The sequence below is a fragment of the Streptomyces sp. NBC_01217 genome (assembly GCF_035994185.1).
Classification (GTDB): domain Bacteria; phylum Actinomycetota; class Actinomycetes; order Streptomycetales; family Streptomycetaceae; genus Streptomyces.
Window position 1 is genome coordinate 3,664,303 of sequence record NZ_CP108538.1, and the last position, 22,917, is coordinate 3,687,219.

At 70.1% G+C, this 22,917-nt stretch carries 20 protein-coding genes and 1 tRNA gene; 12 read left to right on the forward strand and 9 right to left on the reverse strand.

Annotated elements, in window-relative coordinates:
- The first annotated feature begins 155 nt into the window (after positions 1–155).
- The 6 genes from OG507_RS16035 to OG507_RS16060 all read left to right on the forward strand — a co-directional run bounded on the left by OG507_RS16035 (position 156) and on the right by OG507_RS16060 (position 4,950).
- Positions 156–226: transfer RNA gene (locus OG507_RS16035), tRNA-Gln, on the forward strand.
- Between the two features lie 109 nt (positions 227–335).
- Positions 336–1,784, forward strand: coding sequence for a bifunctional UDP-N-acetylglucosamine diphosphorylase/glucosamine-1-phosphate N-acetyltransferase GlmU (gene glmU, locus OG507_RS16040; protein WP_327367876.1), 1,449 nt, complete (start codon positions 336–338; stop codon positions 1,782–1,784).
- Between the two features lie 120 nt (positions 1,785–1,904).
- Complete coding sequence (locus tag OG507_RS16045; RefSeq protein WP_327367877.1) at positions 1,905–2,879, forward strand: ribose-phosphate diphosphokinase; 975 nt, start codon at positions 1,905–1,907, stop codon at positions 2,877–2,879.
- A 194-nt stretch (positions 2,880–3,073) separates the two neighbouring features.
- A complete protein-coding gene (locus tag OG507_RS16050; protein ID WP_327367878.1) occupies positions 3,074–3,664 on the forward strand; it encodes a 50S ribosomal protein L25/general stress protein Ctc in 591 nt (196 codons plus the stop codon).
- Positions 3,665–3,785: 121 nt separating this feature from the next.
- The gene (gene pth / locus OG507_RS16055; RefSeq protein WP_327367879.1) at positions 3,786–4,379 is read left to right on the forward strand and encodes an aminoacyl-tRNA hydrolase; all 594 of its coding nucleotides are present in this window, start codon (positions 3,786–3,788) and stop codon (positions 4,377–4,379) included.
- Between the two features lie 100 nt (positions 4,380–4,479).
- Positions 4,480–4,950: a hypothetical protein gene (locus OG507_RS16060; RefSeq protein WP_327367880.1), complete on the forward strand. Its 471-nt coding sequence runs from the start codon at positions 4,480–4,482 to the stop codon at positions 4,948–4,950.
- 27 nt (positions 4,951–4,977) lie between these two features.
- On the opposite strand, the gene ppc is transcribed toward OG507_RS16060, so the two are convergent.
- Positions 4,978–7,707, reverse strand: coding sequence for a phosphoenolpyruvate carboxylase (ppc, locus tag OG507_RS16065; RefSeq protein WP_327367881.1), 2,730 nt, complete (start codon positions 7,705–7,707; stop codon positions 4,978–4,980).
- A gap of 274 nt (positions 7,708–7,981) precedes the next feature.
- Between ppc and OG507_RS16070 the strand changes: the two genes are divergently transcribed.
- Together OG507_RS16070 and OG507_RS16075 are read left to right on the forward strand one after the other, a co-directional pair.
- Entirely contained in the window at positions 7,982–8,983 is a 1,002-nt protein-coding gene (locus OG507_RS16070; RefSeq protein WP_327367882.1) for an acyl-CoA desaturase, read from the forward strand.
- Positions 8,980–9,666 (forward strand): TetR/AcrR family transcriptional regulator, encoded by a 687-nt coding sequence (locus tag OG507_RS16075; protein WP_327367883.1) that lies wholly within the window; start codon positions 8,980–8,982, stop codon positions 9,664–9,666. Before OG507_RS16070 ends, OG507_RS16075 begins: the two co-directional genes overlap by 4 nt.
- Before the next feature lie 16 nt (positions 9,667–9,682).
- Here OG507_RS16075 and OG507_RS16080 read toward each other — a convergent pair whose 3' ends face one another.
- Positions 9,683–10,489 (reverse strand): trans-aconitate 2-methyltransferase, encoded by an 807-nt coding sequence (locus OG507_RS16080; protein WP_327367884.1) that lies wholly within the window; start codon positions 10,487–10,489, stop codon positions 9,683–9,685.
- An 88-nt stretch (positions 10,490–10,577) separates the two neighbouring features.
- Here OG507_RS16080 and OG507_RS16085 point away from each other — a divergent pair, with 88 nt between their 5' ends.
- The gene (locus OG507_RS16085) at positions 10,578–11,075 is read left to right on the forward strand and encodes a MarR family winged helix-turn-helix transcriptional regulator (protein ID WP_327367885.1); all 498 of its coding nucleotides are present in this window, start codon (positions 10,578–10,580) and stop codon (positions 11,073–11,075) included.
- Here the strand turns inward: OG507_RS16085 and OG507_RS16090 are convergent.
- Entirely contained in the window at positions 11,034–11,837 is an 804-nt protein-coding gene (locus OG507_RS16090) for a response regulator transcription factor (protein WP_327367886.1), read from the reverse strand. The two genes, OG507_RS16085 and OG507_RS16090, sit on opposite strands and share 42 nt — an antisense overlap.
- Before the next feature lie 264 nt (positions 11,838–12,101).
- On the opposite strand from OG507_RS16090, the gene OG507_RS16095 reads away from it, so the two are divergent.
- Positions 12,102–12,548, forward strand: coding sequence for a GNAT family N-acetyltransferase (locus OG507_RS16095; RefSeq protein WP_327367887.1), 447 nt, complete (start codon positions 12,102–12,104; stop codon positions 12,546–12,548).
- Positions 12,549–12,593: 45 nt separating this feature from the next.
- On the opposite strand, the gene galK is transcribed toward OG507_RS16095, so the two are convergent.
- Genes galK through galT form a run of 3 tightly spaced genes read right to left on the reverse strand, consistent with a single transcriptional unit; the run spans position 12,594 to position 15,792 of the window.
- On the reverse strand, positions 12,594–13,760 hold the full coding sequence (gene galK, locus OG507_RS16100; RefSeq protein WP_327371992.1) for a galactokinase: 1,167 nt from the start codon (positions 13,758–13,760) through the stop codon (positions 12,594–12,596).
- 11 nt (positions 13,761–13,771) lie between these two features.
- Positions 13,772–14,752 carry a UDP-glucose 4-epimerase GalE gene (gene galE / locus OG507_RS16105; protein WP_327367888.1) on the reverse strand — a complete coding sequence of 327 codons (981 nt, stop codon included), beginning with the start codon at positions 14,750–14,752 and terminating at the stop codon, positions 13,772–13,774.
- Entirely contained in the window at positions 14,749–15,792 is a 1,044-nt protein-coding gene (gene galT, locus OG507_RS16110; RefSeq protein WP_327367889.1) for a galactose-1-phosphate uridylyltransferase, read from the reverse strand. The genes galE and galT overlap by 4 nt, the downstream gene beginning before the upstream one ends.
- A gap of 223 nt (positions 15,793–16,015) precedes the next feature.
- On the opposite strand from galT, the gene OG507_RS16115 reads away from it, so the two are divergent.
- Positions 16,016–17,686, forward strand: a complete 1,671-nt coding sequence (locus tag OG507_RS16115; protein WP_327367890.1) for a sodium:solute symporter family protein — start codon at positions 16,016–16,018, stop codon at positions 17,684–17,686.
- Positions 17,687–17,699: 13 nt separating this feature from the next.
- The gene (locus tag OG507_RS16120) at positions 17,700–17,993 is read left to right on the forward strand and encodes a hypothetical protein (RefSeq protein ID WP_327367891.1); all 294 of its coding nucleotides are present in this window, start codon (positions 17,700–17,702) and stop codon (positions 17,991–17,993) included.
- A gap of 34 nt (positions 17,994–18,027) precedes the next feature.
- Here OG507_RS16120 and OG507_RS16125 read toward each other — a convergent pair whose 3' ends face one another.
- The 3 genes from OG507_RS16125 to OG507_RS16135 all read right to left on the reverse strand — a co-directional run bounded on the left by OG507_RS16125 (position 18,028) and on the right by OG507_RS16135 (position 22,735).
- The gene (locus OG507_RS16125; RefSeq protein WP_327367892.1) at positions 18,028–18,720 is read right to left on the reverse strand and encodes a helix-turn-helix transcriptional regulator; all 693 of its coding nucleotides are present in this window, start codon (positions 18,718–18,720) and stop codon (positions 18,028–18,030) included.
- A 225-nt stretch (positions 18,721–18,945) separates the two neighbouring features.
- The gene (locus OG507_RS16130) at positions 18,946–20,787 is read right to left on the reverse strand and encodes an outer membrane protein assembly factor BamB family protein (RefSeq protein ID WP_327367893.1); all 1,842 of its coding nucleotides are present in this window, start codon (positions 20,785–20,787) and stop codon (positions 18,946–18,948) included.
- A gap of 64 nt (positions 20,788–20,851) precedes the next feature.
- Entirely contained in the window at positions 20,852–22,735 is a 1,884-nt protein-coding gene (locus OG507_RS16135) for an outer membrane protein assembly factor BamB family protein (RefSeq protein ID WP_327367894.1), read from the reverse strand.
- Between the last annotated feature and the right edge of the window lie 182 nt (positions 22,736–22,917).

Consider the following 22,917-nt stretch of genomic DNA (forward strand, 5'->3'; position numbering starts at 1 on the left):
CAGCCTACGGGCGGGCGCACCTCATTTTCGGGCGACCCGGACAGCGGGCGCGGATCGGTGCACCGTGACCCGTCGCGTCCGGGGCCGGTGGTACGGCATAGTGTTGTCTGCCCGGTCGACGACCTGACGGTATGTCCAGTCGATCGGCTTTGCTGTCCCCTGTGGTGTAACGGCAGCACAGTGGCTTTTGGTGCCATTTGTCCGGGTTCGAATCCTGGCAGGGGAGCTTCTGCGAGCGGGCCCCGACCAGTGCGGTCGGGGCCCGCGCCCATGTCGGTCCAGAAGCGCCCCGGTATCCTTCGGGTGTCCACCACCCGAAGCCGAAGGGCATTTCTGTGAGCTCCGAACGCCCGGCAGCCGTCGTCGTCCTCGCAGCGGGTGAGGGCACCCGCATGAAGTCGAAGACTCCCAAGGTTCTGCACGAGATCTCCGGGCGCTCGCTCGTCGGACATGTCGTCGCCGCCTCCCGCGAACTGGACCCAGAGCACCTCGTCGTGGTCGTCGGCCACGCGAGCGAGCAGGTCAGCGCGCATCTCACCGCCGTCGACGACCGGCTGCGGACCGCCTACCAGGCCGAGCAGAAGGGCACCGGAAACGCGGTACGCGTCGGACTCGACGAGCTCGGCGGGACCGTCGAGGGCACCGTGATCGTCGTCTGCGGCGACACCCCGCTGCTCTCCGGCGAGACCCTCACCGCGCTCGCCGCCACCCACACGGCCGACGCCAACGCCGTGACCGTGCTGACCGCCGAGGTCCCGGACTCCACCGGCTACGGCCGGATCGTCCGGGACGCCGCCAGCGGCGCGGTCACCGAGATCGTCGAGCACAAGGACGCCACCGACGCCCAGCGCGCGATCCGGGAGATCAACTCCGGGGTCTTCGCCTTCGACGGCCGGCTGCTCGCGGAGGCCCTCGGCAAGGTCCGTACCGACAACAGCCAGGGCGAGGAGTACCTCACCGATGTGCTCTCCATCCTGCGCGAGGCCGGGCACCGGGTCGGCGCCTCGGTCGCGGGCGACCACCGCGAGATCCTCGGCATCAACAACCGCCTCCAGCTCGCCGAGGCCCGGCGCCTGCTGAACCAGCGGCTGCTGGAGCGGGCCATGCTGGCCGGTGTGACCGTCGTCGACCCGGCGTCCACGCTGATCGACGCCACCGTCACCTACGAGCGCGACGCGATCGTGCACCCCGGCACCCAGCTGCTCGGCACCACGCACCTCGGCGAGGACGCCGAGGTCGGCCCCAACTCCCGGCTCACGGACACCGTCGTCCACGCGGGCGCCCACGTGGACAACACGGTCGCGGACCGGGCCGAGGTCGGCGAGGGCGCGAGCGTCGGCCCGTTCGCCTATCTGCGGCCCGGCACGAAGCTCGGCCCGAAGGCCAAGGCCGGTACGTACGTGGAGATGAAGAACGCCACGATCGGTGAGGGCACCAAGGTCCCGCACCTGAGCTACGTCGGCGACGCGACGATCGGCGATCACACCAACATCGGTGCCGCCAGCGTCTTCGTGAACTACGACGGTGTGGCCAAGCACCACACGACGATCGGCTCCCACTGCCGCACCGGCTCGGACAATATGTTTGTGGCTCCCGTCACGATCGGGGACGGCGTCTACACAGCGGCCGGCTCGGTCATCACCAAGGACGTACCGCCCGGTTCGCTGGCCGTCGCCCGCGGCCAGCAAAGGAATATCGAGGGCTGGGTGGCACGCAAGCGTCCGGGAAGCGCCGCCGCGCAGGCGGCTCAGGCCGCCGTCCCGGAGCACGACGACGAAAGCTGACCGGAAACAGGTGCGCCGCGCACGGCGTACCGTGATAGATGCTCACCCCATTTCGGCTGGCTCGTTGCACATCGGGACACATGCGTGCAGCGCCAGGAACACGTCTGAGGAGACTGTGCTGTGACCGGGATCAAGACGACCGGCGAGAAGAAGCTGATGCTCTTCTCCGGCCGCGCCCACCCCGAGCTGGCCGAGGAGGTTGCGCACCAACTGGGTGTCGGCCTCGTGCCGACGAAGGCCTTCGATTTCGCCAACGGTGAGATCTACGTCCGCTTCCAGGAGTCCGCCCGCGGCGCCGACTGCTTCCTGATCCAGAGCCACACCGCTCCGATCAACAAGTGGATCATGGAGCAGCTCATCATGCTGGACGCGCTGAAGCGCGCCTCGGCCCGCTCCATCACGGTGATCGTGCCGTTCTACGGCTACGCCCGCCAGGACAAGAAGCACCGCGGCCGCGAGCCGATCTCGGCCCGTCTGGTCGCCGACCTGATGAAGACGGCCGGTGCCGACCGCATCCTCACCGTCGACCTGCACACCGACCAGATCCAGGGCTTCTTCGACGGCCCGGTCGACCACCTCTTCGCGCTGCCGATCCTGGCCGACTACGTCGGCGCCAAGGTCGACCGCTCGAAGCTGACGATCGTCTCCCCGGACGCCGGCCGCGTGCGCGTCGCCGACCGCTGGTGCGATCGCCTGGACGCCCCCCTCGCGATCGTCCACAAGCGCCGTGACAAGGACGTCGCCAACCAGGTGACCGTCCACGAGGTCGTCGGCAACGTCAAGGGCCGCGTCTGCGTCCTGGTCGACGACATGATCGACACCGGCGGCACCATCTGCGCCGCCGCCGACGCCCTGTTCGCGCACGGCGCCGAGGACGTCATAGTGACGGCCACGCACGGTGTGCTCTCCGGCCCGGCCGCGGACCGTCTGAAGAACTCCAAGGTCAGCGAGTTCGTCTTCACGGACACCCTGCCGACCCCGAGCGAGCTGGAGCTCGACAAGATCACGGTGCTCTCGATCGCCCCGACGATCGCCCGCGCTGTGCGCGAGGTCTTCGAGGACGGCTCGGTCACCAGCCTCTTCGAGGAGCAGTAAGAGGGGCAGTAGGCAACAGGGTTCCGAAGATCCACTTTGGGTGCGGCCTCCCCGCCGGGTAGACTCAGCGAGTTGCTCGGCGAGGGAGGCCGTACTCATATGTACGGCGGTCCGTTATCGACGCGCTCTTCGTAGCAGGCCTGTCGTGGGCCGGGTGACCATTCAGTTTCCGTCACCCCACGAGGAGTGCAGTCATGGCCGAGATCAAGCTCGCCACCCAGGTCCGTACCGAGTTCGGCAAGGGTGCCGCCCGCCGCGCCCGTCGTGACAACCAGGTCCCCGCGGTCGTCTACGGCCACGGCGCCGAGCCGGTCCACGTCACGCTGCCGGCCCACGAGCTGCTCCTCGCGCTCCGCACCGCCAACGTCCTGATCGGCCTGGAGCTGGACGGCAAGGACGCCCTCGTCATCCCCAAGGCCGTGCAGCGCAACCCGCTCAAGGGCAACATCGAGCACGTCGACCTGCTGACCGTCAAGCGCGGCGAGAAGGTCAACGTCGAGATCGCCGTGCACGTCGAGGGCGAGCTGGCCCCGGGCGGCAACCTCCTGGAGTACGTGCAGAACACCCTGCTCGTCGAGGCCGAGGCCACCCACATCCCCGAGTCCGTCACGGTCTCCATCGCGGGCCTGGACGCCGGCGACTCCATCCTCGCCAAGGACATCCCGCTGCCCAAGGGCTCCGTGCTCGCCGGTGACGAGGACGCCGTCGTCCTGCAGGTCGTCGCCGCGCAGGCCGAGGAGCCGACCGCCGAGGCCGCCGAGGCCGCTGAGGGCACCGAGGCCTGAGCCCCGCCCCCACTGCTTCACCGACGGGGCGGCGGTTCCTCATCCAGGGCCCGCCGCCCCGTTTTTCTTCCCTGCCACCGGACCATCCGGAACCATCCGTACGCGAGGAGACCGAGCGCAGATGTCCGACGCCACCGAACCCTGGCTCATCGTGGGCCTCGGCAACCCCGGTCCCGAGTACGCGGCGAACCGGCACAACGTCGGTTTCATGGTCGCCGACCTCCTCGCCGAGCGGATCGGCGGGAAGTTCAAGCGGGCCCAGAAGGCCCAGGCACAGGTCGTCGAGGGCCGCATGGGCCCGCCCGGACCGGAGAACCGCCGGGTGATCCTGGCCAAGCCGATGTCGTACATGAACCTCTCCGGCGGCCCCGTCACCGCGCTGCGCGACTTCTACAAGGTGCCGACCGACCACATCGTGGCGATCCATGACGAGCTGGACATCGACTACGGCACCCTCCGGCTGAAGCTGGGCGGCGGCGACAACGGGCACAACGGGCTCAAGTCGATGACGAAGTCGATGGGCGCCGACTACCACCGGATCCGGTTCGGGATCGGCAGGCCGCCGGGCCGGATGCAGGTCGCGGACTTCGTGCTGAAGGACTTCTCCTCCACCGAGCGCAAGGAACTCGCCTACCTCGTGGACCGGGCCGCCGACTCGGTGGAGTGCCTGCTCGCGGAGGGCCTGGAGCGCGCGCAGAGCGCGTACAACTCGTAGAGCGGCAGGGCGAGTACAAGCCTGACATTCCCGCCGGTACCCTGGCGATTCTCGGCCATGAGTTGACCGAGAGCGTGGCTCTGCCCAAGGATCGCTCCCCATGAAGCGGAGCTCCTCCCACCGCGCCCTTGTCCACGCCCGCAGCGCCGCCATGGGCTGTGTAGTCCTGCTGCTGCTCGTCGCGGGCGCGATGTCCTCCTGGGGTTCGGCGCACCACATCGTTCTGCCCAAGGGCCGCGAGCACGGCACGATGACGGTCACGGGCTGCGGCGGCGATGTCTGCACCGGACCGTTCGTACCGTCCGGACAGGCCGCCGCGCGCCCCCGGGTGACGATCGAGAAGTCCGTAGCGGCGCGCAGGGGCGACCGCTTCCCCGTCGTCGTGAAGCCCGGCACGGACGAGGTCATACGCACCGGCACGCCCGGCTTCCTGCACGCCTGGGTGCCGCTGGGCGGTGCGCTGCTGCTGGCCGCCCTGGTCATCGGCGGCGGTCTGCGGCTGCCCCGGATCGCCTGGGGCACCGGGATCGCGGGCGCGACCCTGCTGATGGCGACGTTCATCGCCCTCTGAGCAGGGCCGCACCCGCGTCCGGGCCGCTCAGCCGGTGTTGCGCAGACCCGCCGCGACACCGTTCACGGTGAGCAGCAGGGCCCTGGCGAGCAGCGGGTCCGCTTCCTCGCCGCGCGCCGCCGCCTCGCGCTGGCGGGCCAGCAGCGAGACCTGGAGATAGGAGATCGGGTCCAGGTAGGCGTCCCGGATGGCGAAGGTCTGCTGGAGCACCGGGCTGGAGCCGAGCAGCTCGGAGCCGCCGGTGACCCTCAGGACCTCCTGGACCGTGAGCGCGTGCTCGGCCTCGATGTCGGCGAAGACATGCTTCAGCTCGTCCGGGACGAGCGTGTCGACGTAGTGGCGGGCGATCCGCAGATCGGTCTTGGCGAGCGTCATCTCCACGTTCGAGATGAAGTTCCGGAAGAAGTGCCACTGCTCGTGCATCTCGTCCAGGACGGTGTCCAGACCGGCCTCGCGCAGCGCCCTGAGCCCGGAGCCGACGCCGTACCAGCCGGGCACGATCTGCCGCGACTGGGTCCAGCCGAAGACCCACGGGATGGCCCGCAGCCCGTCCAGACCTGCGCCGGAGTCCGGACGCCGCGACGGACGCGAACCGAGGTGCAGCTCGGCGAGCTGGTCGACCGGGGTGGAGGCGAAGAAGTACGCGGGCAGGTCCGGGTCCTCCACCAGCCTGCGGTACACGGCGTGCGCGGCGTCGGAGACGGTGTCCATCGCCGCGTCCCAGCGGGCCAGGGCCTCGTCGGACTGGCGGGGCGCGGTGTGCAGCGCGGAGGCCTGGAGGGTGGCCGCGACGGTCAGCTCCAGGTTCTCCCGGGCGAGCGCCGGGATGAGGTACTTGTCGGAGATGACCTCGCCCTGCTCGGTCACCTTGATCTCGCCTTCGAGGGTGCCCCACGGCTGCGCGAGGATCGCGTCGTGCGAGGGGCCGCCGCCGCGGCCGACGGTGCCGCCGCGGCCGTGGAAGAGCCGCAGCCGTACGCCGTAGCGGTGTGCGACGTCACGCAGCCGGCGCTGGGCCCGGTGGATCTCCCACTGCGAGGTGGTGATGCCGCCGAACTTGGAGGAGTCGGAGTACCCGAGCATGACCTCCTGGACGTCGCCGCGCAGCGAGACGAGACGGCGGTACGAGGGGTCGGCGAGCATCTCGTCGAGGATGACGTCGGCGGCGCGCAGCTCGTCGGTGGTCTCCAGGAGCGGCACGATGCCGATCTTGGCCCAGCCGGCGTGCAGATCGAGCAGCCCTGCCTCACGGGCCAGGACGGCGGCCGCGAAGACGTCGTCGGCGCCCTGGCACATCGAGATGATGTACGACTCGATGACCTCGGGACCGAACCGCTCGAAGGCTTCCTTGACGGTGTGGAAGACACCGAGGGTCTTCGCGCCCGCGGCATCCAGCGGGGCCGGGGTCGGGGCGAGCGGGCGGCGCGAGCGCAGTTCCTTGGCGAGCAGCTTCTGCCGGTAGTCGCGCGGCATGTCGGCGTAGCGCCAGGACTCCTCGCCGAGCCGGTCGAAGAGCTGGCCGAGGGCGTGGTGGTGGGCGTCGGCGTGCTCGCGCACATCCATGGTGGCGAGCTGCAGGCCGAACGCGGAGAGCGTACGGATCGTGCGGTCGAGGCGGCCGTCGGCGAACAGGCCGCCGCGGTGCTCGCGCAGCGAGGTCTGGATGAGCTTCAGGTCGGCGATGAGCTCGGCGGTGCCGAGGTAGTCGCAGCCGGGGCGGTGCGGGGTGCCGCCCGCGAGGCGCTCGCGGGTGTTGACGAGCTTCTGCCGGATGCAGGTGGCCTTGAGGCGGTACGGCTCCTCGGCGTTCAGCCGCTTGTAGCGCGGGCTGATCTCGGGCAGGCGCTCCAGATCGGCCTGGAGCGAGGTCAGCAGCTCGTCGGTGGCGCCGGTGTAGCGGATGGAGTTGGAGAGCTGTCCGCGCAGGTGGTCGACGAGTTCCAGGGCGTCGGTGATGCCGTGCTCGTGCTGGAGGATCAGCACCTCCCTGGTGACGTCGGGCGTCACGTTGGGGTTGCCGTCGCGGTCGCCGCCGATCCACGTACCGAAGGTGAGGGGGCGGGTGCCGGCGGGCAGTTCGACGCCGACCCGCTCCAGCTCGGCCGCCAGGTCCTCCAGCACGTCCCCGACGGCGCCCGTATGCAGCTCGTCGAGGTAGTAGATGGCGTTGCGGGCCTCGTCGGCCGGTTCGGGCCGGACCACACGCAGTTCGTCGGTCTGCCAGATGAGGTCGATGTTCTCGGCGAGACGCAGGTCCTGGCGGCGCCGGTCGGCGTCGATGACGGGCGTCTCCAGCAGCTCGGCGATGCGGCGGAGCTTGTTCAGCACGGAGCGCCGCGCGGCCTCGGTCGGGTGGGCGGTGAAGACGGGCCGTACGTTGAGGTTCTTGACGGTCTCGCGCAGGTGGACCGGGTCCGCGTCCTTCAGCCGGTCGGCGGTGCGGGCGAGTACACCGCCCTCGGCGGCACGCCGGTCGCGCATCTCGTGGGCGCGGTGGACCTGCTCGGTGACGTTGGCGAGGTGGAAGTAGGTGGAGAAGGCGCGCACCAGCTGCGCGGCGGTCTCCAGGTCCGTGTCGCCGAGGAGTTCGGCCGCGGCCTCGCCGTCGGTGCGGGTCAGGGCGCGCACCCGCTCGACGAGGTCGAGAAGCTCCTGGCCCTCCTGGCGTACGAGGGTCTCGCCCAGCAGGTCACCGAGGCGGCGGATGTCGGCGCGCAGCTCGGGGCTGGCGGCGGGAGTCTGGTCGGCACTGCTCACAGTGTGCGGCTCCTTGCAGTGGTTGAGCACCGGATCCGGGGCCGGCGGCCGGCACGGGCCCCGGGAAAGCAGAGTGCGGACCGCGCTGTCCGACCCCACCAGGATAGGTGTCCACGCCGTCGGCGCCGCTCGCGCCCCGATCGGGTTTCCCCTTCACGGGCGGCCGCCGCGCTCTCGTACAGCGGGCCTCCGCGCTGCCATACTTACGTAGCCGTAGGTTACGGAATCGTAGCCAGAGCTATCCGTCGTACTCCTCATCCCCAGGGGACTCCCCATGAACACCCGCCCCTCCGTGATCGACGACGCCCAGCCACCGGCGGCCGACGGTCAGAACCTTCCCTCCGCCACGCTCGGCGGGGACAACAAACGGTCGATCGAGCAGATCGCCCTCCTGCTGTTCATCGTGGTGCCGTTCCTGGCGCTGGTCGCGGCGGTGCCGCTGGCCTGGGGCCGCGGCGTGAGCTGGCTCGATCTGGGCCTGCTCGTGGCGATGTACTACATCGGCTGCCACGGCATCACGATCGGTTTCCACCGCTACTTCACCCATGGCTCCTTCAAGGCGAAGCGCCCGCTCCACATCGCCCTGGCCGTCGCCGGTTCGCTGGCTGTCGAGGGTCCGCTGGTGCGCTGGGTGGCCGACCACCGCAAGCACCACCGCTTCTCCGACGCGGAGGGCGACCCGCACTCGCCGTGGCGTTTCGGCGAGACCCTCCCCGCCCTGATGAAGGGCCTGTGGTGGGCCCACATCGGCTGGATGTTCGACGAGGAGCAGACCCCGCAGCAGAAGTACGCCCCCGACCTGATCAAGGACCCGGCGATCCGCGGGATCTCCCGCCACTTCCTCACGTTCACCATCGCGTCCCTGGCACTCCCGCCGCTGGTCGGCGGTCTGGTGACGATGTCCTGGTGGGGCGCGGCGACCGCCTTCTTCTGGGGCTCTCTCGTACGGGTGGCCCTGCTGCACCACGTCACCTGGTCGATCAACTCCATCTGCCACGCGGTCGGCAAGCGCCCCTTCAAGTCCCGTGACCGGTCCGGCAATGTGTGGTGGCTCGCGGTCCTGTCCTGCGGCGAGTCCTGGCACAACCTGCACCACGCGGACCCGACGAGCGCGCGCCACGGCGTGATGCGGGGCCAGATCGATTCGAGCGCCCGGCTGATCCGCTGGTTCGAGAAACTGGGCTGGGCGTACGACGTGCGCTGGCCGGACGCCGCCCGGATCGAGTCCCGCCGGATCGACTCCCGGCGCGACCCCGCGCGCGCCGACGCGGCATGATTGACGACGTGGCGACCGACTCCAGCACCAGCAGCGAGAACAACCGTCCCTCCCCCGCACGGCGCACCCGCCGGGTGCGGATGACCGGCAAGGAACGCCGCGAACAGCTGCTGGACATCGGCCGCACCCTCTTCGCCGACAAGGGTTTCGAGGGCACATCGGTGGAGGAGATCGCGGCTCGTGCCGGGGTCTCCAAGCCGGTCGTCTACGAGCACTTCGGCGGCAAGGAGGGCCTGTACGCCGTCGTGGTCGACCGCGAGATGCGCCAGCTCCTCGACATGGTCACCGGCGCCCTGACCGCGGGCCACCCCCGCGAACTCCTGGAACAGGCCGCGTTCGCCCTGCTCGACTACATCGAGACGTATACGGACGGCTTCCGCATCCTGGTCCGCGACTCCCCCGTCGCCCAGTCGACGGGCACCTTCGCCTCCCTCATCAGCGACATCGCCACCCAGGTGGAGGACATCCTGGGCCTGGAGTTCAAGGCCCGCGGCTTCGACCCGAAGCTGGCCCCGCTGTACGCCCAGGCCCTGGTCGGCATGGTCGCCCTGACCGGCCAGTGGTGGGTCAACGCCCGCAAACCGAAGAAGGCCGAGGTGGCGGCCCACCTGGTGAACCTGGCCTGGCACGGCCTGGAGAACCTGGAGTCGAAGCCACGCCTGATCGGCCACCGCAAGAACTGAGGCCGGACGGCGGCGATCATCGCTGCTCCTTGCGGGCGACGGCGAAGATGCGGCGGAACGGGAAGACCGTCCCGTGCGGGCCCCGGGGGTAGGCGGCGCGGAGCAGGTCGCGGTATTCGGTGATGAATGCCTCGCGGGCCTCGGGGTCGTCGGCGAGGGCGGTCAGGACGGGGCGCAGGCCGGTGCCCTCGACCCAGTCGAGCACGGGGTCCTCGCCGGGCAGCAGATGCAGATACGTGGTCTCCCAGACGTCCGCGGTGATGCCGGGGCCTGTCAGCGCGTCGAGATAGGCAGCGGGGTCGAGCACCGCGTCGGAGTGGCGCAGCTCGCCGGCCAGACGGTCGCGCCAGCGCGGGGACTCGGCGAGTTCCCGCATCAGGACGTGGCTGGGCCGGTCGAAGTTGCCGGGGACCTGGAAGGCGAACGTACCGCCGGGGGTGATCGCGTCCAGCCAGGCCGGGAAGCGGGCCGTGTGGTCCGGGACCCACTGGAGCAGGGCGTTGGAGACGATCACGTCGTACGGCTCCGACGGCGTCCAGGTCGTGGCGTCGGCCTCGGCGAAGTCCAGGAACGCGGTGGCGTGGGCCCGGGCCCGGGCCCGTTCCAGCATCTGGGGGGAGTTGTCGTAGCCGGTGATCCGGGCCTTCGGCCAGCGGTCGGCGAGCAGGACGGTGACGTTTCCCGCTCCGCAGCCGAGGTCGGCGACACGGGGTGCGGGGGCGGCCGGAGGCTCGGGAATGCGGGCCAGGAGGTCGTGGAAGGGACGGGTGCGATGGTCCGCGTGGCGCAGGTACTGCTGTGGATCCCAGGTGGGTGAGGTCATGGGTTCAGGATCACGCGAGAAATATCTTGATGTCAAGACACTTGAATTCAAGAGACTTCATGTCGACAGACCCTCTACACTGATCCACATGGAGGACGAGGTCGACCGACTGGTTGCTGCCTGGCGCCGCGAGCGCCCCGACCTCGACGTGGAACCACTCGAGGTGCTCAGCCGCGTCTCCCGCCTGGCCCGCCATCTGGACCGGGCCCGCCGGATCGCCTTCGCCGAGCATCATCTGGAGCCATGGGAGTTCGACGTACTGACATCCCTGCGCCGCGCAGGTGCCCCCTATCAGCTCTCCCCCGGCCAGCTGCTCACCCAGACGCTGGTCACCTCGGGCACGATGACCAACCGCATCGACCGGCTGACCAAGAAGAACCTCGTCGAACGGCTGCCCGACCCCAGCGACCGCCGCGGCGTGCTCGTCCGGCTCACCGCCGAAGGGCGCGACAAGGCCGACCAGTCGCTGGCCGGCCTGCTCGCCCAGGAGCGCGCCATCCTGGGCGAGCTCTCCCCCCACCAGCGCAGCGAACTGGCCGGACTGCTACGCCAGTTGACCGCCCCGTTCGACAACGTCCCCGGTTAGGATCCCGGGCGGTTCCAGGTCGGCCGGTCCGACGCCCGCGCGCCGGGCCAGCGCGACGGCGGCCAGCGTGGAGTGCACGCCGAGCTTCCCCAGCACGTTCTGCATGTGCGTACGCACCGTGTGCGGGGAGAGATAGAGCCGCTCCGCCACCGCCTTGCGCCCCAGGCCCGCCACCATGCAGCGCAGCACCTCGCGCTCGCGCGGGGTCAGCGACGCGACCAGTTCCTCGCTCTCGGTGCGGTGCTTGCGCGCCGCCGTCAGCTCCCGCAGCACGCCCGTGAGCAGCGCGGGGGGCAGATGGGTCTCATCCCTCAGCACCCCCCGGATGACCGTGAGCAGCCGTTGCAGCGAGCAGTCCTTGGCGACCCACCCCGAGGCCCCGGCCTGCAGCGCGAGCGCGGCCCGCTGCGGGTCGTCCTTCTCGGCGAGCACCACCGTATGCACCGAGGGCCGGCCAGAACGGACCCCCGCGACCAGCGAGATGCCGTCCACCGGGCCGTCCACCCCGCTGCGCGGGACCGGGACGGGCGCCCGGCGGCCCCCCGCCGCGGCCAGGATGCCCAGTTCGGCATCGATCAGCATCACGTCATAGCCCCGCCCCTCGGCGGCCGCCCGTTCCAGACAGCGCAGTGCGGCGGGGCCGCTGCCCGCCGCCGCCACCTCGACGTCGGGCTCGGCCGCGAGCGCCGCTGCGAGCGACTCGGCGAAAATTCGGTGGTCGTCCACCACGAGAACCCGGATACGAACCACAGGCACCCCCATGCTGCCTCTGTTGCTGGGCCACCCCCGGCCCGACGAAGGGACGGAACGGCGCGGGTACGGCCGCCCGGATCGGGGAGGTGGACCGCAGTCCCACGACCGCCGCCGTGTTCTGACTGCTACCCGCCCCGGGCGCCGTACCCGACTGTCTCGTACCCCTGAATCAGCACCGGCCCCCACCGGTGCTGTGCATCAGGGTACGGCCGGGGCGCCGGTGCGGAAAGCGATTCGCAGAACTGACAGGCTCTGCTCCGTACCCTGTGAAACATGTTCCGTCTTGTGACAGAAGTGGACAAAGGACGGCGCACCCTGCTGAGCCGGCGGCTGCACGACGACAACACGGCCGGCTCCCCCGAGCTCCGTGCGCTGCGCACCGGCCCCGCGGGGCAGGAACTGCCCCTGGAAGTGTGGGTGCTGGACGGGAGCGGCGCCTTGGCCGGTGGCCTGACCGGCCGCACCTGGGCGTACTGGCTCCATGTCGACCAGCTCTGGGTGGACGCCCGCCATCGCGGCCGCGGTCTCGGCTCACGGCTGCTCGCCGAGGCGGAACGGACGGCCGGGGCCGACCGGGGCTGTACCCGCTCCCGGCTGGAGACCTGGGGTTTCCAGGCCCCGGACTTCTACCGGAAGCGGGGCTACGAGGTGAGCGGGCGGGTCGAGAACTACCCGCCCGGTGTCACCGAGTTCATCCTGACGAAGGACCTCGGCCACTGAGGCACCGGGCGGAGAGCCTCAGCCCATGTGCCCGGGCGGAGAGCCTCAGCCGATGCGGCGGGCACCCGCCGAGGGGACGGCCGGGAAGATCCGCGGCGCCGCGTACCCCGCCGAGGCGAACGCCTCCAGCACGGACTTCGCGACCGTGTCCGCCTGTGCCTCGTCCACCAGCACGATCGCCGAGCCGCCGAAGCCGCCGCCGGTCATCCGCGCACCGAGCGCCCCGGCCGCGCCTGCCGCCGACACCACCAGGTCCAGCTCCTGGCAGGAGACCCGCAGATCGTCCCGGAGCGAGACGTGACCCGCGTCCAGGACAGGGCCCGCCGCCCGCACATCGCCCGCGTCGAGCAGCGCGATGACCTGCTCCACCCGCTCGTTGTCGCTGACCACATGGCGCACGTAGCGCACCACGGACTCGTCGACGCCGAGCGCGGCCAGGGTGTCCAGGGCCTCGCCGAGACCCTCGTACGGCAGCTCGCGCAGCGTCCGCAGGCCGAGCGCGGCGGCCCCCGCCTCGCAGCCTGCCCGCCGCTCGGCGTACGCGCCGTCGCCGAGCGCGTGCTTGACCTGCGTGTCGACGACCAGCAGCCGCAGCCCATGGGCGGCCAGGTCGAAGGGGACCTGGCGCTGGCCGAGGTCGCGGGTGTCGAGGTACAGGGCATGGCCCTCGGTGCAGCAGGCGGAGGCCATCTGGTCCATGACCCCGCACGGCACGCCGACGAACTCGTTCTCGGCGCGCTGGCCCATGACCGCCAGCTCCGCGGCGGAGAGCCCCAGTTCGAAGAGGTCGTTCAGCGCCAGCGCGGTGACGACTTCGAGGGCCGCGGAGGAGGAGAGCCCGGCGCCGGTGGGAACGGTGGAGGTCAGCTGGATGTCCGCCCCCGTGACCGGGTGACCGGCCTCGCGCAGCGCCCAGACGACTCCGGCCGGGTACGCCGCCCAGCCGTGGCCCTGGTGCGGGGCCAGCTCCTCGACGCGGAGCCGGACGACACCGCCGGGCACGTCGGTCGAGTGGAGCCTCAGCTCGCCGTCGGTGCGGCGGGCGACTGCGGCGCGCGCGGTGTGCGGCAGCGCGAGCGGCATCACGAAGCCGTCGTTGAAGTCGGTGTACTCGCCGATCAGGTTGACCCGGCCTGGCGCCGCCCAGACTCCTTCGGGGGCGGCGCCGTACAGCTCGGTGAAAGCGGTGACCAGCTCAGCGTTGTCGGTCATGGCGTTGTCGGTCATGGCGTGGTGGGCTCCTCTCGGCGGGCGAACGTCCAGGCGTCGGAAACGATTCCGGTCAGGTCGGCGCGCGAGGGCGTCCAGCCGAGCCTCTCCCTGGCGGTGGCGGCGGAGGCGACCAGCACGGCGGGGTCACCGGCGCGGCGCGGGGCCGCGGTCTCGGGGACCGGGTGGCCGGTGACCTCGCGCACGGTCTCGATGACCTGGCGCACCGAGAAGCCGTTGCCGTTGCCGAGGTTGCAGATCAGGTGCTCGCCCGCGGTGGCCGCGCCCAGGGCCAGCAGGTGGGCCTCGGCGAGGTCCGCGACGTGGATGTAGTCGCGTACGCAGGTGCCGTCGGGGGTCGGGTAGTCGTCGCCGTACACGTTGATCGACTCGCGTCGGCCGAGCGCGACCTGGAGGACGAGCGGGATGAGGTGCGACTCGGGGCTGTGCCGCTCTCCCTGACTGCCGTACGCCCCCGCCACGTTGAAGTAGCGCAGCGAGACCGCGGCCAGTCCGTGCGCGGCGGCCTCGCCGGTGATCATGTGGTCGACGGCGAGCTTGGTGGCGCCGTAGGGGTTGGTGGGCGCGGTCGCGTCGGACTCCGTGATGGGGGTGGTGACCGGTTCGCCGTAGGTGGCGGCGGTGGAGGAGAAGACCAGCGTCCGCACCCCGGCGTCCCGCATGGCGGCGAGCAGCGCCACGGAGCCGCCGACGTTGTTCACCCAGTACTTCTCCGGGTCCACGACGGACTCGCCGACCTGCGAGTACGCGGCGAAGTGCAGCACCCCGTCGTAGGAGGGGTCCAGCCACTTCGCCGCGTCCTGGACGCGGCCCTCGATGAACTCGGCCCCGGCCGGGACGCCCTCCCGGAACCCGGTCGAGAGGTCGTCGAGGACGGTGACCGCGTGTCCGGCCTCCAGCAGATGCTGGGCGACCACGCTGCCGACATAGCCCGCACCACCGGTGACCAGGTACTTCTTCTGGGGCTTGCTCACTCGCTCGCTACCTCTCGCAGTCGCTGGGCCGCGGCCTCCGGCGGCACATCGTTGATGAACACGTTCATGCCGGATTCGGAACCCGCGAGGAACTTCAGCTTGCCGGAGGTGCGTCGGATGGTGAAAAGCTCCAGATGGAGCCCGAAGTCCTCTCGTCCCGCGACGCCGAACGGGGCCTGGTGCCAGGCGGAGATGTACGGGGTCGGGGGCTCGCCGGGGCCGAAGATCCGGTCGAATCGTCTCAAGAGTTCCAGATAAATCTGTGGGAACTCCGTGCGCGCGGCCTCGTCGAGCTCCCGCAGGTCGGGGACGCGGCGGCGCGGGTGGAGGTGGACCTCGTAGGGCCAGTGCGCCGCGTACGGCACGAAGGCGATCCAGTGCTCGCCGCTGATGACGATCCGCGAGCCGTCCTTCTCCTCGCGGGCCACGACGTCGTCGAAGAGGTTGCCGCCGGTCTCGGCGCGGTGGGCCTCCATGGCGCGGAGCATCAGCTCGGTGCGCGGGGTGACGAAGGGGTAGCCGTATATCTGTCCGTGCGGATGGCCGAGCGTGACGCCGATCTCGGCGCCCCGGTTCTCGAAGCAGAACACCTGCTCGACCTGCGGAAGTCCGGCGAATTCGGCGGTGCGGTCGGTCCATGCCGAAAGGACCAGGGCGGCCTGCTCCTCGGTGAGGTCGGCGAACGAGGCGTCGTGGTCGGAGGTGAAGCAGACGACCTCGCAGCGGCCGGAGTCACCGGCGAGCGAGGGGAAGCGGTTCTCGAAGACGGCGACGTCGTAGTCGGCCTCGGGGATCTCGCTCAGCCGCCCCTCCCGCGAGGGGCAGAGCGGGCACTCGTCGGCCGGCGGGTGGTAGATGCGGCCCTGGCGGTGCGAGGCGATGGCGACGCTGTCGCCGAGGAACGGGTCACGACGGATCTCGGACGAGGTCGACACGGCGTCGAGGGGCCGCTTGTCGACGGCGTCGCGCACGACGTCGTCCCGGCTGTCGTAGTAGAGCAGCTCACGGCCGTCGGCGAGCGTCGTAACCGTCTTCTTCACCAGGTTCCTCCAAACATAACCGAACACAATGAACCACAAGTCAACAGACGCGTCAATGACGCCGCCAGAGCGCATGTGAGCAGGATCTCTACCGCCTTCTGCCCAGGTTTTCGGCCATGCGATCACAATCAAACAAAGAACCCCAGGAAAACTGTTCAGTTTTTGAACATAAGAGCGTAGTTTCCTTCGCGTTCAGTTCGCGCAAAGAAGCGAGTACCCCCACATGCACTACCTGGCCGAAGGGCTTCGGCTCCCCACGAACGGGCTCGACTACACGATCCTGGCGATCTACTTCGTCGTCGTCCTCGGCATCGGCTTCGCCGCACGGGCGAGCGTGAAGACGAGCCTCGACTTCTTCCTCTCCGGGCGGTCACTGCCGGCCTGGGTGACCGGGCTCGCCTTCGTGGCGGCCAACCTCGGCGCCACCGAGATCCTCGGCATGGCGGCGACCGGCGCGCAGTACGGCGTCGCGGTCGTGCACTGGTACTGGATCGGTGCCATCCCCGCCATGGTCTTCCTTGGCCTGGTGATGATGCCGTTCTACTACCGGTCGAAGGTCCGCTCCGTACCGGAGTTCCTGCTCCAGCGCTTCGACAAGTCGGCGCACCTGCTGAGCTCCATACTTTTCGCCTTCGCGGCGATCCTGATCGCGGGCGTCAACCTCTACGCCCTGTCGATCGTCGTGGAGGCGCTCCTCGGCTGGCCGCAGTGGGTCGCGATCGTCGTCGCGGGCCTCTTCGTCCTCGTCTACATCACCATCGGCGGTCTCTCCTCGGCGATCTACAACGAGGTGCTGCAGTTCTTCGTCATCCTCGCCGCGCTGATCCCGCTGACCCTGCTGGGTCTCAAGCGCGTCGGCGGCTGGGACGGTCTGACCGGCTCGCTGGAGAAGAGCCACGGCTCCGACTTCCTCTCCGCCTGGGGCGGCACCGGCATCGGTGACGCCAACCCGCTCGGCGCCAACTGGCTGACGATCATCCTCGGCCTCGGCTTCGTGCTCTCCTTCGGCTACTGGACGACCAACTTCGCCGAGGTGCAGCGCGCCCTGTCCGCGAAGAACCTCTCCGCCGCCCAGCGCACCCCGCTGATCGCCGCGTTCCCGAAGATCTTCATCGTCTTCCTGGTGATGATCCCGGGCCTGGTGGCCGCCGTCCTCGTACCGAAGATCGGCACCCCCGGCTCCGACCTGACCTACAACGACGCGATCCCGCTGCTGATGCAGGAGCTGCTGCCCAACGGTGTGCTCGGCATCGCGGTGACCGGGCTGCTGGCCGCGTTCATGGCCGGTATGGCGGCGAACGTCTCGTCGTTCAACACGGTGTTCACGACCGACATCTGGGCCCGGTACGTGAAGAAGGACCAGCCGGACACGTACTACCTGCGCTTCGGCCGGCTCATCACGGCGATCGGGGTGCTGGCCTCGATCGGCACGGCCTTCATCGCCGCCAGCTTCTCCAACATCATGAGCTACCTCCAGACGCTGTTCTCCTTCTTCAACGTCCCGATGTTCGTGGTCTTCATCATCGGCATGTTCTGGAAGCGGGCCTCGATGAAGTCCGGCGTCTGGGGTCTGGTCGCGGGCACCACCGCCGCGATGGTCAACTACTTCGTGATCTACAAGCAGGGGGTCATCGACATCCCCACCGACCAGGGCGCCAACTTCGTCTCCGCGATCGTCGGTTTCGTCGCCGGTGCGGTGGTCATGATCGCCGTCACGCTCTTCACGGCCCCGAAGCCGGAGGCCGAACTGGCCGGTCTGGTCTACGGAACCGAGTCCCCGGACGCCGATGAGGCACCGGCCGAGGGCGACAGCGCCTGGTACCGCAAGCCGGCCCTGCTGGGCTGGGGCGCGATCGTGCTCGCCGCCCTGTGCTACGTCCCGTACTCGTTCTGATCGGAGGAACACCATGTCCGACCTGCGCAAGGAAGTCTCCGAACTGGAGCAGAAGTCCGCGACCGCGGCCCGTCTCTTCGACATCCGGCGGATCATCGGCGGCCTCTTCGTGGTCTACGGCGTGATCGTCACCATCGCCGGGATCAGCCCGTCCGACGCGGACCTGAAGAAGGCCCAGGGCGTCCACATCAACCTGTGGACCGGCCTGGCCATGCTGGTCCTCGGCCTGTTCTTCCTGATCTGGCTGAAGCTGCGCCCGGCGCAGACGCCGACGCCTGCCGACGGTCCCGACCGGGCCGACGACTGACGTCCGTACCGCCTTCGGCAGGGGCCCGGCCGCATCACCCGATGCCGTCGGGCTCCTGCTTTTCGAGCGGCACCCGGTCCAGCAGTCCCGTGCGGGCCGCGAGCGCCGCGGCCTCCAGCCGGGAGCCGACGCCCAGCTTCATCAGCACCCGCTGCACATGCGTACGCGCGGTGCTCGACGCGATCCGCATCCCCGCCGCGATCAGCCGGGTGTCCTCGCCCTCGGCGACCCGCACCAGTACCTCGACCTCGCGCGGGGTGAGCATCTGCAGCAGCCGCTGCCCCTCGTCGTCCGGCGCCGCGGCCGGATTGAGCAGCTCGGCGAAGGCGCCCTGGAGCAGTTGCGGCGCCACCGCGGCCTCCCCGGCGCGCGCCTTGACCATCGCCCGCTCGACACCCTCCATGCGCTCGTCGTGCCGGACGTATCCGGCGGCGCCCGCCGCGAAGGCCGCCGCGATCCCGCGCGGACTGGGCACAGGGCCGAGCACCACCACGGCCACCTGCGGGCGCTCCCGCCGGATCCGTACGATCGCGTCGAAGGCGCCGGGGGCCGCGGGCGCCGCGGTACCGAACAGACAGACCTCCGGAGCCCTGCTGACCACCAGCTCCGCCGCCCCCGAGGCCGGCGCGGCCGCCGCGAGCACCCGGTGGCCCCGCAGTTTCAACGCCGAGGCGAGCGCCTCGGCGAGCAGTCGGTGATCATCGACCACCATGAGCCGCACGCCCATCGAGCACACCCCCGTAGCACCGGCGCCAGGCCCCCGGCCCGCCCTGACCCGGCAAGCTACACGCTTGTTCGACGTTGCGGACCCCTTACCGGGCAGAAGACCCCCGGAGTGTCGGATTATGTGCCATTCAAGGCCATTCAGCGGGCGGAAAGCAGGCGCAAAACGATCGGCCCTGCCGGTCGAATGATCGACCGGCAGGGCCGGGGCACGGATCCCGCGCGGGGATCAGCCGGTGCTGAAGGAGATGGCGAGGTACTCCTTGTCGATCAGCGAGCTCCCGCCCCCCTTGCTGATCACCGTCTGGGAGATGCACAGCCGGCCGGCGGAGTAGAGGATCTCCGAGTAGTCCCCCGAGAAGCTGGTCTCGGCGTCGCGGACGGACTTCTCGCTCGGGTTCTCCATCAGCACGGTCTGCTTGAACGTGGAGCCGTCGATGGAGACGATCTGGCCGCCCTTGTCGTACGGGGGCGACTTGTACGCGATGATGTTGCCGCCGTCCATGCGCAAGGGGAACATCGTGTACCGCTCGCCCGCGTCGGCCCGGTCACTGGTCGGCTTGCCCGTGGTGAGGTCGAAGGAGACGATCTCGTTGGTGTCGCCGTACTCCCCGGTGCCCTCGTGGTCCTCGGTCGGCACATAGATGCGGTTGTTGCCGACGGCCACCGCACGGCAGCTCTCGACCTCGGTGGAGGCGCAGCGCGCGGCGTACTTCTCGCCGTCCGCCGCGATCCTGGTGAGGAGCTTGCCGGTGGCGGCGTCGATCGAGAAGAAGTCCGAGATGCCGCTGCCGTCACCGGCGGTGTCGCCGACGTCGGCCGCGACGACCAGCGGCTTGGTGGAGACGATGCTCGCGTAGTCGACGCCGGGCGGCATCTTGTACGAGGAGAGCGGGGCGCCGGTGGTCGGGTTCAGCGCCTGGATGACGAGCTGCGGGTCGTCGTACGTACCGCACTTGCGGACGACTGCGAGCGCCTCGCCGCCGCCGTAACCCGAGTCGTAGCAGCCGTCGGTGGAGACCTTGGGCTTCCAGCGCTCGGCGCCGGTATCGAGGTCGAACGCCGCGCCGCCCTCGGTGCCGGCCGCGGCGACAGTGGTGCCGCTGAGCGTGATCTCGTCGTACCTGACCGGCTCGTCACCGCTGGTGGCGGCGGTCACCGACTTGCTCCACATCAGCTTGCCGGTGTTCAGGTCGATCGCGCCGACCTGGTTGCACGGCTGGTACTTCTTGGCCTTGGTCGGCCTGCCCGCCTCGAAGGCGACGGCCGTCTTGTAGTCCTTGGACATGTGCCGGGAGGCGGCGCAGAGCTGGCCGGCCAGCGGGATCGACCACAGCTTGGTGCCCTTGACGATGTCGTAGCCGACGATCTCGTTCATGCCGGTCTTCACATACGCCTTGTCGGTCAGCCAGGAGCCGTCGACCTTGGTGACGTCGTCGACCTTCGGCTCCGGAAGCTGGAAGGCGACCCTGGACTTGGGGTCCGCCGGGGCCTTCTCCTTGCCGCCGCCACCTACCGCGCCGCCCTGGCCGCCACCCTTGCCCTCGGTGCCGCCGCTGGACCGGGACGCCTGGTCCTTCTTGCCGTCGTCACCACTGCTGGAGGAGAACCAGACGCCCGCGGCGATGATCAGCACCACGGCGACCGACGCGGCGACGATGATCTGCATCTGGGTGCTGAACTTCTTGCCCCCGTTCCCGTTCTGCTGCGGCGGGTAGGGCTGCTGCATCGGGGCGGTCGGGTAGCCGTATCCCTGCTGCGGCGGCTGGCCGGGCGGCAGACCCTGCGGGAATCCGTAACCCTGCGGCGGCTGACCGGGCGCGGGCGCCTGCGGATAGCCGTAACCCGGCTGTGGCGGCTGGCCCTGCGGATAGCCGTAACCCGGCTGCGGGGGCTGGCCCTGCGGGTAGCCGTAACCCGGGCCCGGCTGCTGCGGCGGGGTCTGCGGGGTGCCCGCGGGCGGTGGGGTCGGCGCTCCGAACCCGCCCGGCGGGGGGTCCTGCGGGGCTCCGAATCCGCCCTGGGGCGGTTCGTTGGGCGGCTCGTTGGGCGGCTGGGGGGGCTGCGTCATGGCGTACGTACCTCTGGGAAAAGGGAGTCGGTGGGTCGGGGCCGTGGAAAGCCTTCGTGAGCCGTCAGTTGCCGAAGGCCATCATGGTCTTCGTCTCCAGCTCCTCCTCGTCGTTGCGCGCGCTGACCCGTCCACTCGCGATGAAGGAACGGCCGCCCGCGTAGACGATCTTCGAGTTGTAGAAGGAGCTCTCGATCTCTGCCGTGGACACGGGGTGCTTCAGCACCATCTGCACCGTGCCGCCGGCCGGTGCGAGGGTGGCGATCCCGCCGCCCTTGTTGTACCCGGCCTCCACGTAGAGCAGCACGTTGCCGCCCTCCATACGCAGCGGCTTCACCATGCGGTCCGCCGGGGCCGCCGCCTTCCACCTGGGCTTGCCGGTGTTCAGGTTGAACGCCACGACCTTGTTCGTACGGGCGGTTCCGCCGGAGTCGGGTGCGGTCGCCATGTAGAACGTGTTGGCGTCGGCGGCGACACCGGTGCAGCCGTCCAGGGACTTGCCGAAGATGGCGAAGGTGTTGCCGCAGTCCGGCGAGAACTTGTCGCCCTTGTCGCTGACGAGTCCGGAGCGGAGCGTGCCGTTCTCCTTGATCGAGAGGATGCTCCACTCCTTGTCCTTCTTCAGGGAGACCACGAGCGGGCTCACCGAATAGACCCGGTCGACCTCCCATCCGGCCTTGGGCCGGTACGTCCACCTGGGCTTCCCGGTGACCGGGTCGATCTCCTGGATCTGGTGCTGCGGGTTGTCGACGTCGTCGGTGCGGCAGCTGGAGGCGGCGATCAGCCTGGGCCCGCCCGCGAAGGCGAACGGCTGGCAGTTGCCCGCCGACTTGCCGAACAGCTCCTTGCCGTCGCTGACCCGGTAGGCGTTGGAGTTGCCGGTGCGCCCGACCGTCACGGTGTCGCCGCTGATGGCGAGGGAGATGTCCGACATCATGTCCCAGATGCCGTTCTTCTTGATCGACTTCTTCCAGCCGGCCTTGCCGGTGGCGAGGTCGATCATCTGGAGGTCCGAGCAGTCCGCCTTGTCGGTGGTGCCGTTCTCGACCCCGATGACGATCTTGCCGTCGGCGGTGGGCTGCGAGGGCGCCGCGCACAGGTCGGCGGGCAGCTTCAGCGTCCACTTCTGCTTGCCGTCGGCGACGGAGTAACCGGAGACCGAGCGGTACATGCCCCTGACGAGGGTGTCACCGACGACCCACGGGCCATACACGTCCGAGCCGTTGCGCGGCAGGTCGATGTCGTTCTTCTGCAGCCAGAGGACCTTCGCCTCGCCCTCCTTGCGACCGGCGTTGAGGTCCTCGTCGCTCTCGCGGCCGTCGCCGCTGCCGTTGCCCTCGTCGACGGAGGGCGAGGTGCTCGGCTTGGCGTCGTCGCTCTTGTGCGCGACGGGCTTCTTGTCGTCGTCGCTCCCGCTCGTGGCGAGGAAGATGCCGCCGCCGATCACCAGGAGCGCGACGACCGCGGCGCCGATGATCAGCGCGGGCTTGCGCTTGAGGGGGTTGCCACCGCCGGGGCCGGCGGGGGCCGGTGCGCCGGGGTACTGCTGCTGCGGGTAGCCGTAACCGGGCTGCTGACCGTAGGGGCCCGGCTGTTGGCTGTACGGTCCGGGCTGCTGACCGTACGGTCCGGGCTGCTGGTTGTACGGACCCGGCTGCTGACCGTAGGGACCGGGCTGCTGGCTGTACGGTCCGGGCTGCTGGGGGTAGCCGTAACCGGGGGCCTGGCCCGGCGCCTGACCGGGCGTCTGCGGATAGCCGTAACCGGGCTGCGCGGGCGGCGGGGTCTGGGGGGCGGGCGGGGCCTGGGGCGGCTGCGCGGGCGGCGGGGTCTGCGGCGGGCCGCTCGGCGGCGGACCCTGCGGCTTCGGCTGAGGACTTCCCTGCGGCGGCTCCTGCGGTGCGCCGAAGCCTCCCTGCGGCGGTTGCTGGCTGGGTGGCTGGGTCATCAGCACGTCCCCCTTCGTGCGGTCCGGTGCCCGTTCCGTTCTCCCCCGCGATTCCGCAGAGTTCGAAGGGTCCGGCAAGACCCCCAGAACTCCTCGGAAAGGAGCGAATCGGGCATGGATCCCGCGGCGTTACGACAGTCGAGCGGGGCTTCTTTGTACCACCCGCAACACCGGGGGCACCG

What these genes read in the sequence shown, in the direction of transcription:
- OG507_RS16115 (WP_327367890.1), top strand. Translation starts at nt 16,016, where the DNA reads ATGCACTACCTGGCCGAAGGGCTTCGGCTCCCCACGAACGGGCTCGAC.
- OG507_RS16070 (WP_327367882.1), top strand. Translation starts at nt 7,982, where the DNA reads ATGAACACCCGCCCCTCCGTGATCGACGACGCCCAGCCACCGGCGGCC.
- OG507_RS16060 (WP_327367880.1), top strand. Translation starts at nt 4,480, where the DNA reads ATGAAGCGGAGCTCCTCCCACCGCGCCCTTGTCCACGCCCGCAGCGCC.
- OG507_RS16080 (WP_327367884.1), bottom strand. Translation starts at nt 10,489, where the DNA reads ATGACCTCACCCACCTGGGATCCACAGCAGTACCTGCGCCACGCGGAC.
- galK (WP_327371992.1), bottom strand. Translation starts at nt 13,760, where the DNA reads ATGACCGACAACGCTGAGCTGGTCACCGCTTTCACCGAGCTGTACGGC.
- OG507_RS16095 (WP_327367887.1), top strand. Translation starts at nt 12,102, where the DNA reads ATGTTCCGTCTTGTGACAGAAGTGGACAAAGGACGGCGCACCCTGCTG.
- OG507_RS16075 (WP_327367883.1), top strand. Translation starts at nt 8,980, where the DNA reads ATGATTGACGACGTGGCGACCGACTCCAGCACCAGCAGCGAGAACAAC.
- OG507_RS16050 (WP_327367878.1), top strand. Translation starts at nt 3,074, where the DNA reads ATGGCCGAGATCAAGCTCGCCACCCAGGTCCGTACCGAGTTCGGCAAG.
- OG507_RS16085 (WP_327367885.1), top strand. Translation starts at nt 10,578, where the DNA reads ATGGAGGACGAGGTCGACCGACTGGTTGCTGCCTGGCGCCGCGAGCGC.
- OG507_RS16130 (WP_327367893.1), bottom strand. Translation starts at nt 20,787, where the DNA reads ATGACGCAGCCCCCCCAGCCGCCCAACGAGCCGCCCAACGAACCGCCC.
- OG507_RS16120 (WP_327367891.1), top strand. Translation starts at nt 17,700, where the DNA reads ATGTCCGACCTGCGCAAGGAAGTCTCCGAACTGGAGCAGAAGTCCGCG.
- OG507_RS16125 (WP_327367892.1), bottom strand. Translation starts at nt 18,720, where the DNA reads ATGGGCGTGCGGCTCATGGTGGTCGATGATCACCGACTGCTCGCCGAG.
- pth (WP_327367879.1), top strand. Translation starts at nt 3,786, where the DNA reads ATGTCCGACGCCACCGAACCCTGGCTCATCGTGGGCCTCGGCAACCCC.
- OG507_RS16090 (WP_327367886.1), bottom strand. Translation starts at nt 11,837, where the DNA reads ATGGGGGTGCCTGTGGTTCGTATCCGGGTTCTCGTGGTGGACGACCAC.
- OG507_RS16135 (WP_327367894.1), bottom strand. Translation starts at nt 22,735, where the DNA reads ATGACCCAGCCACCCAGCCAGCAACCGCCGCAGGGAGGCTTCGGCGCA.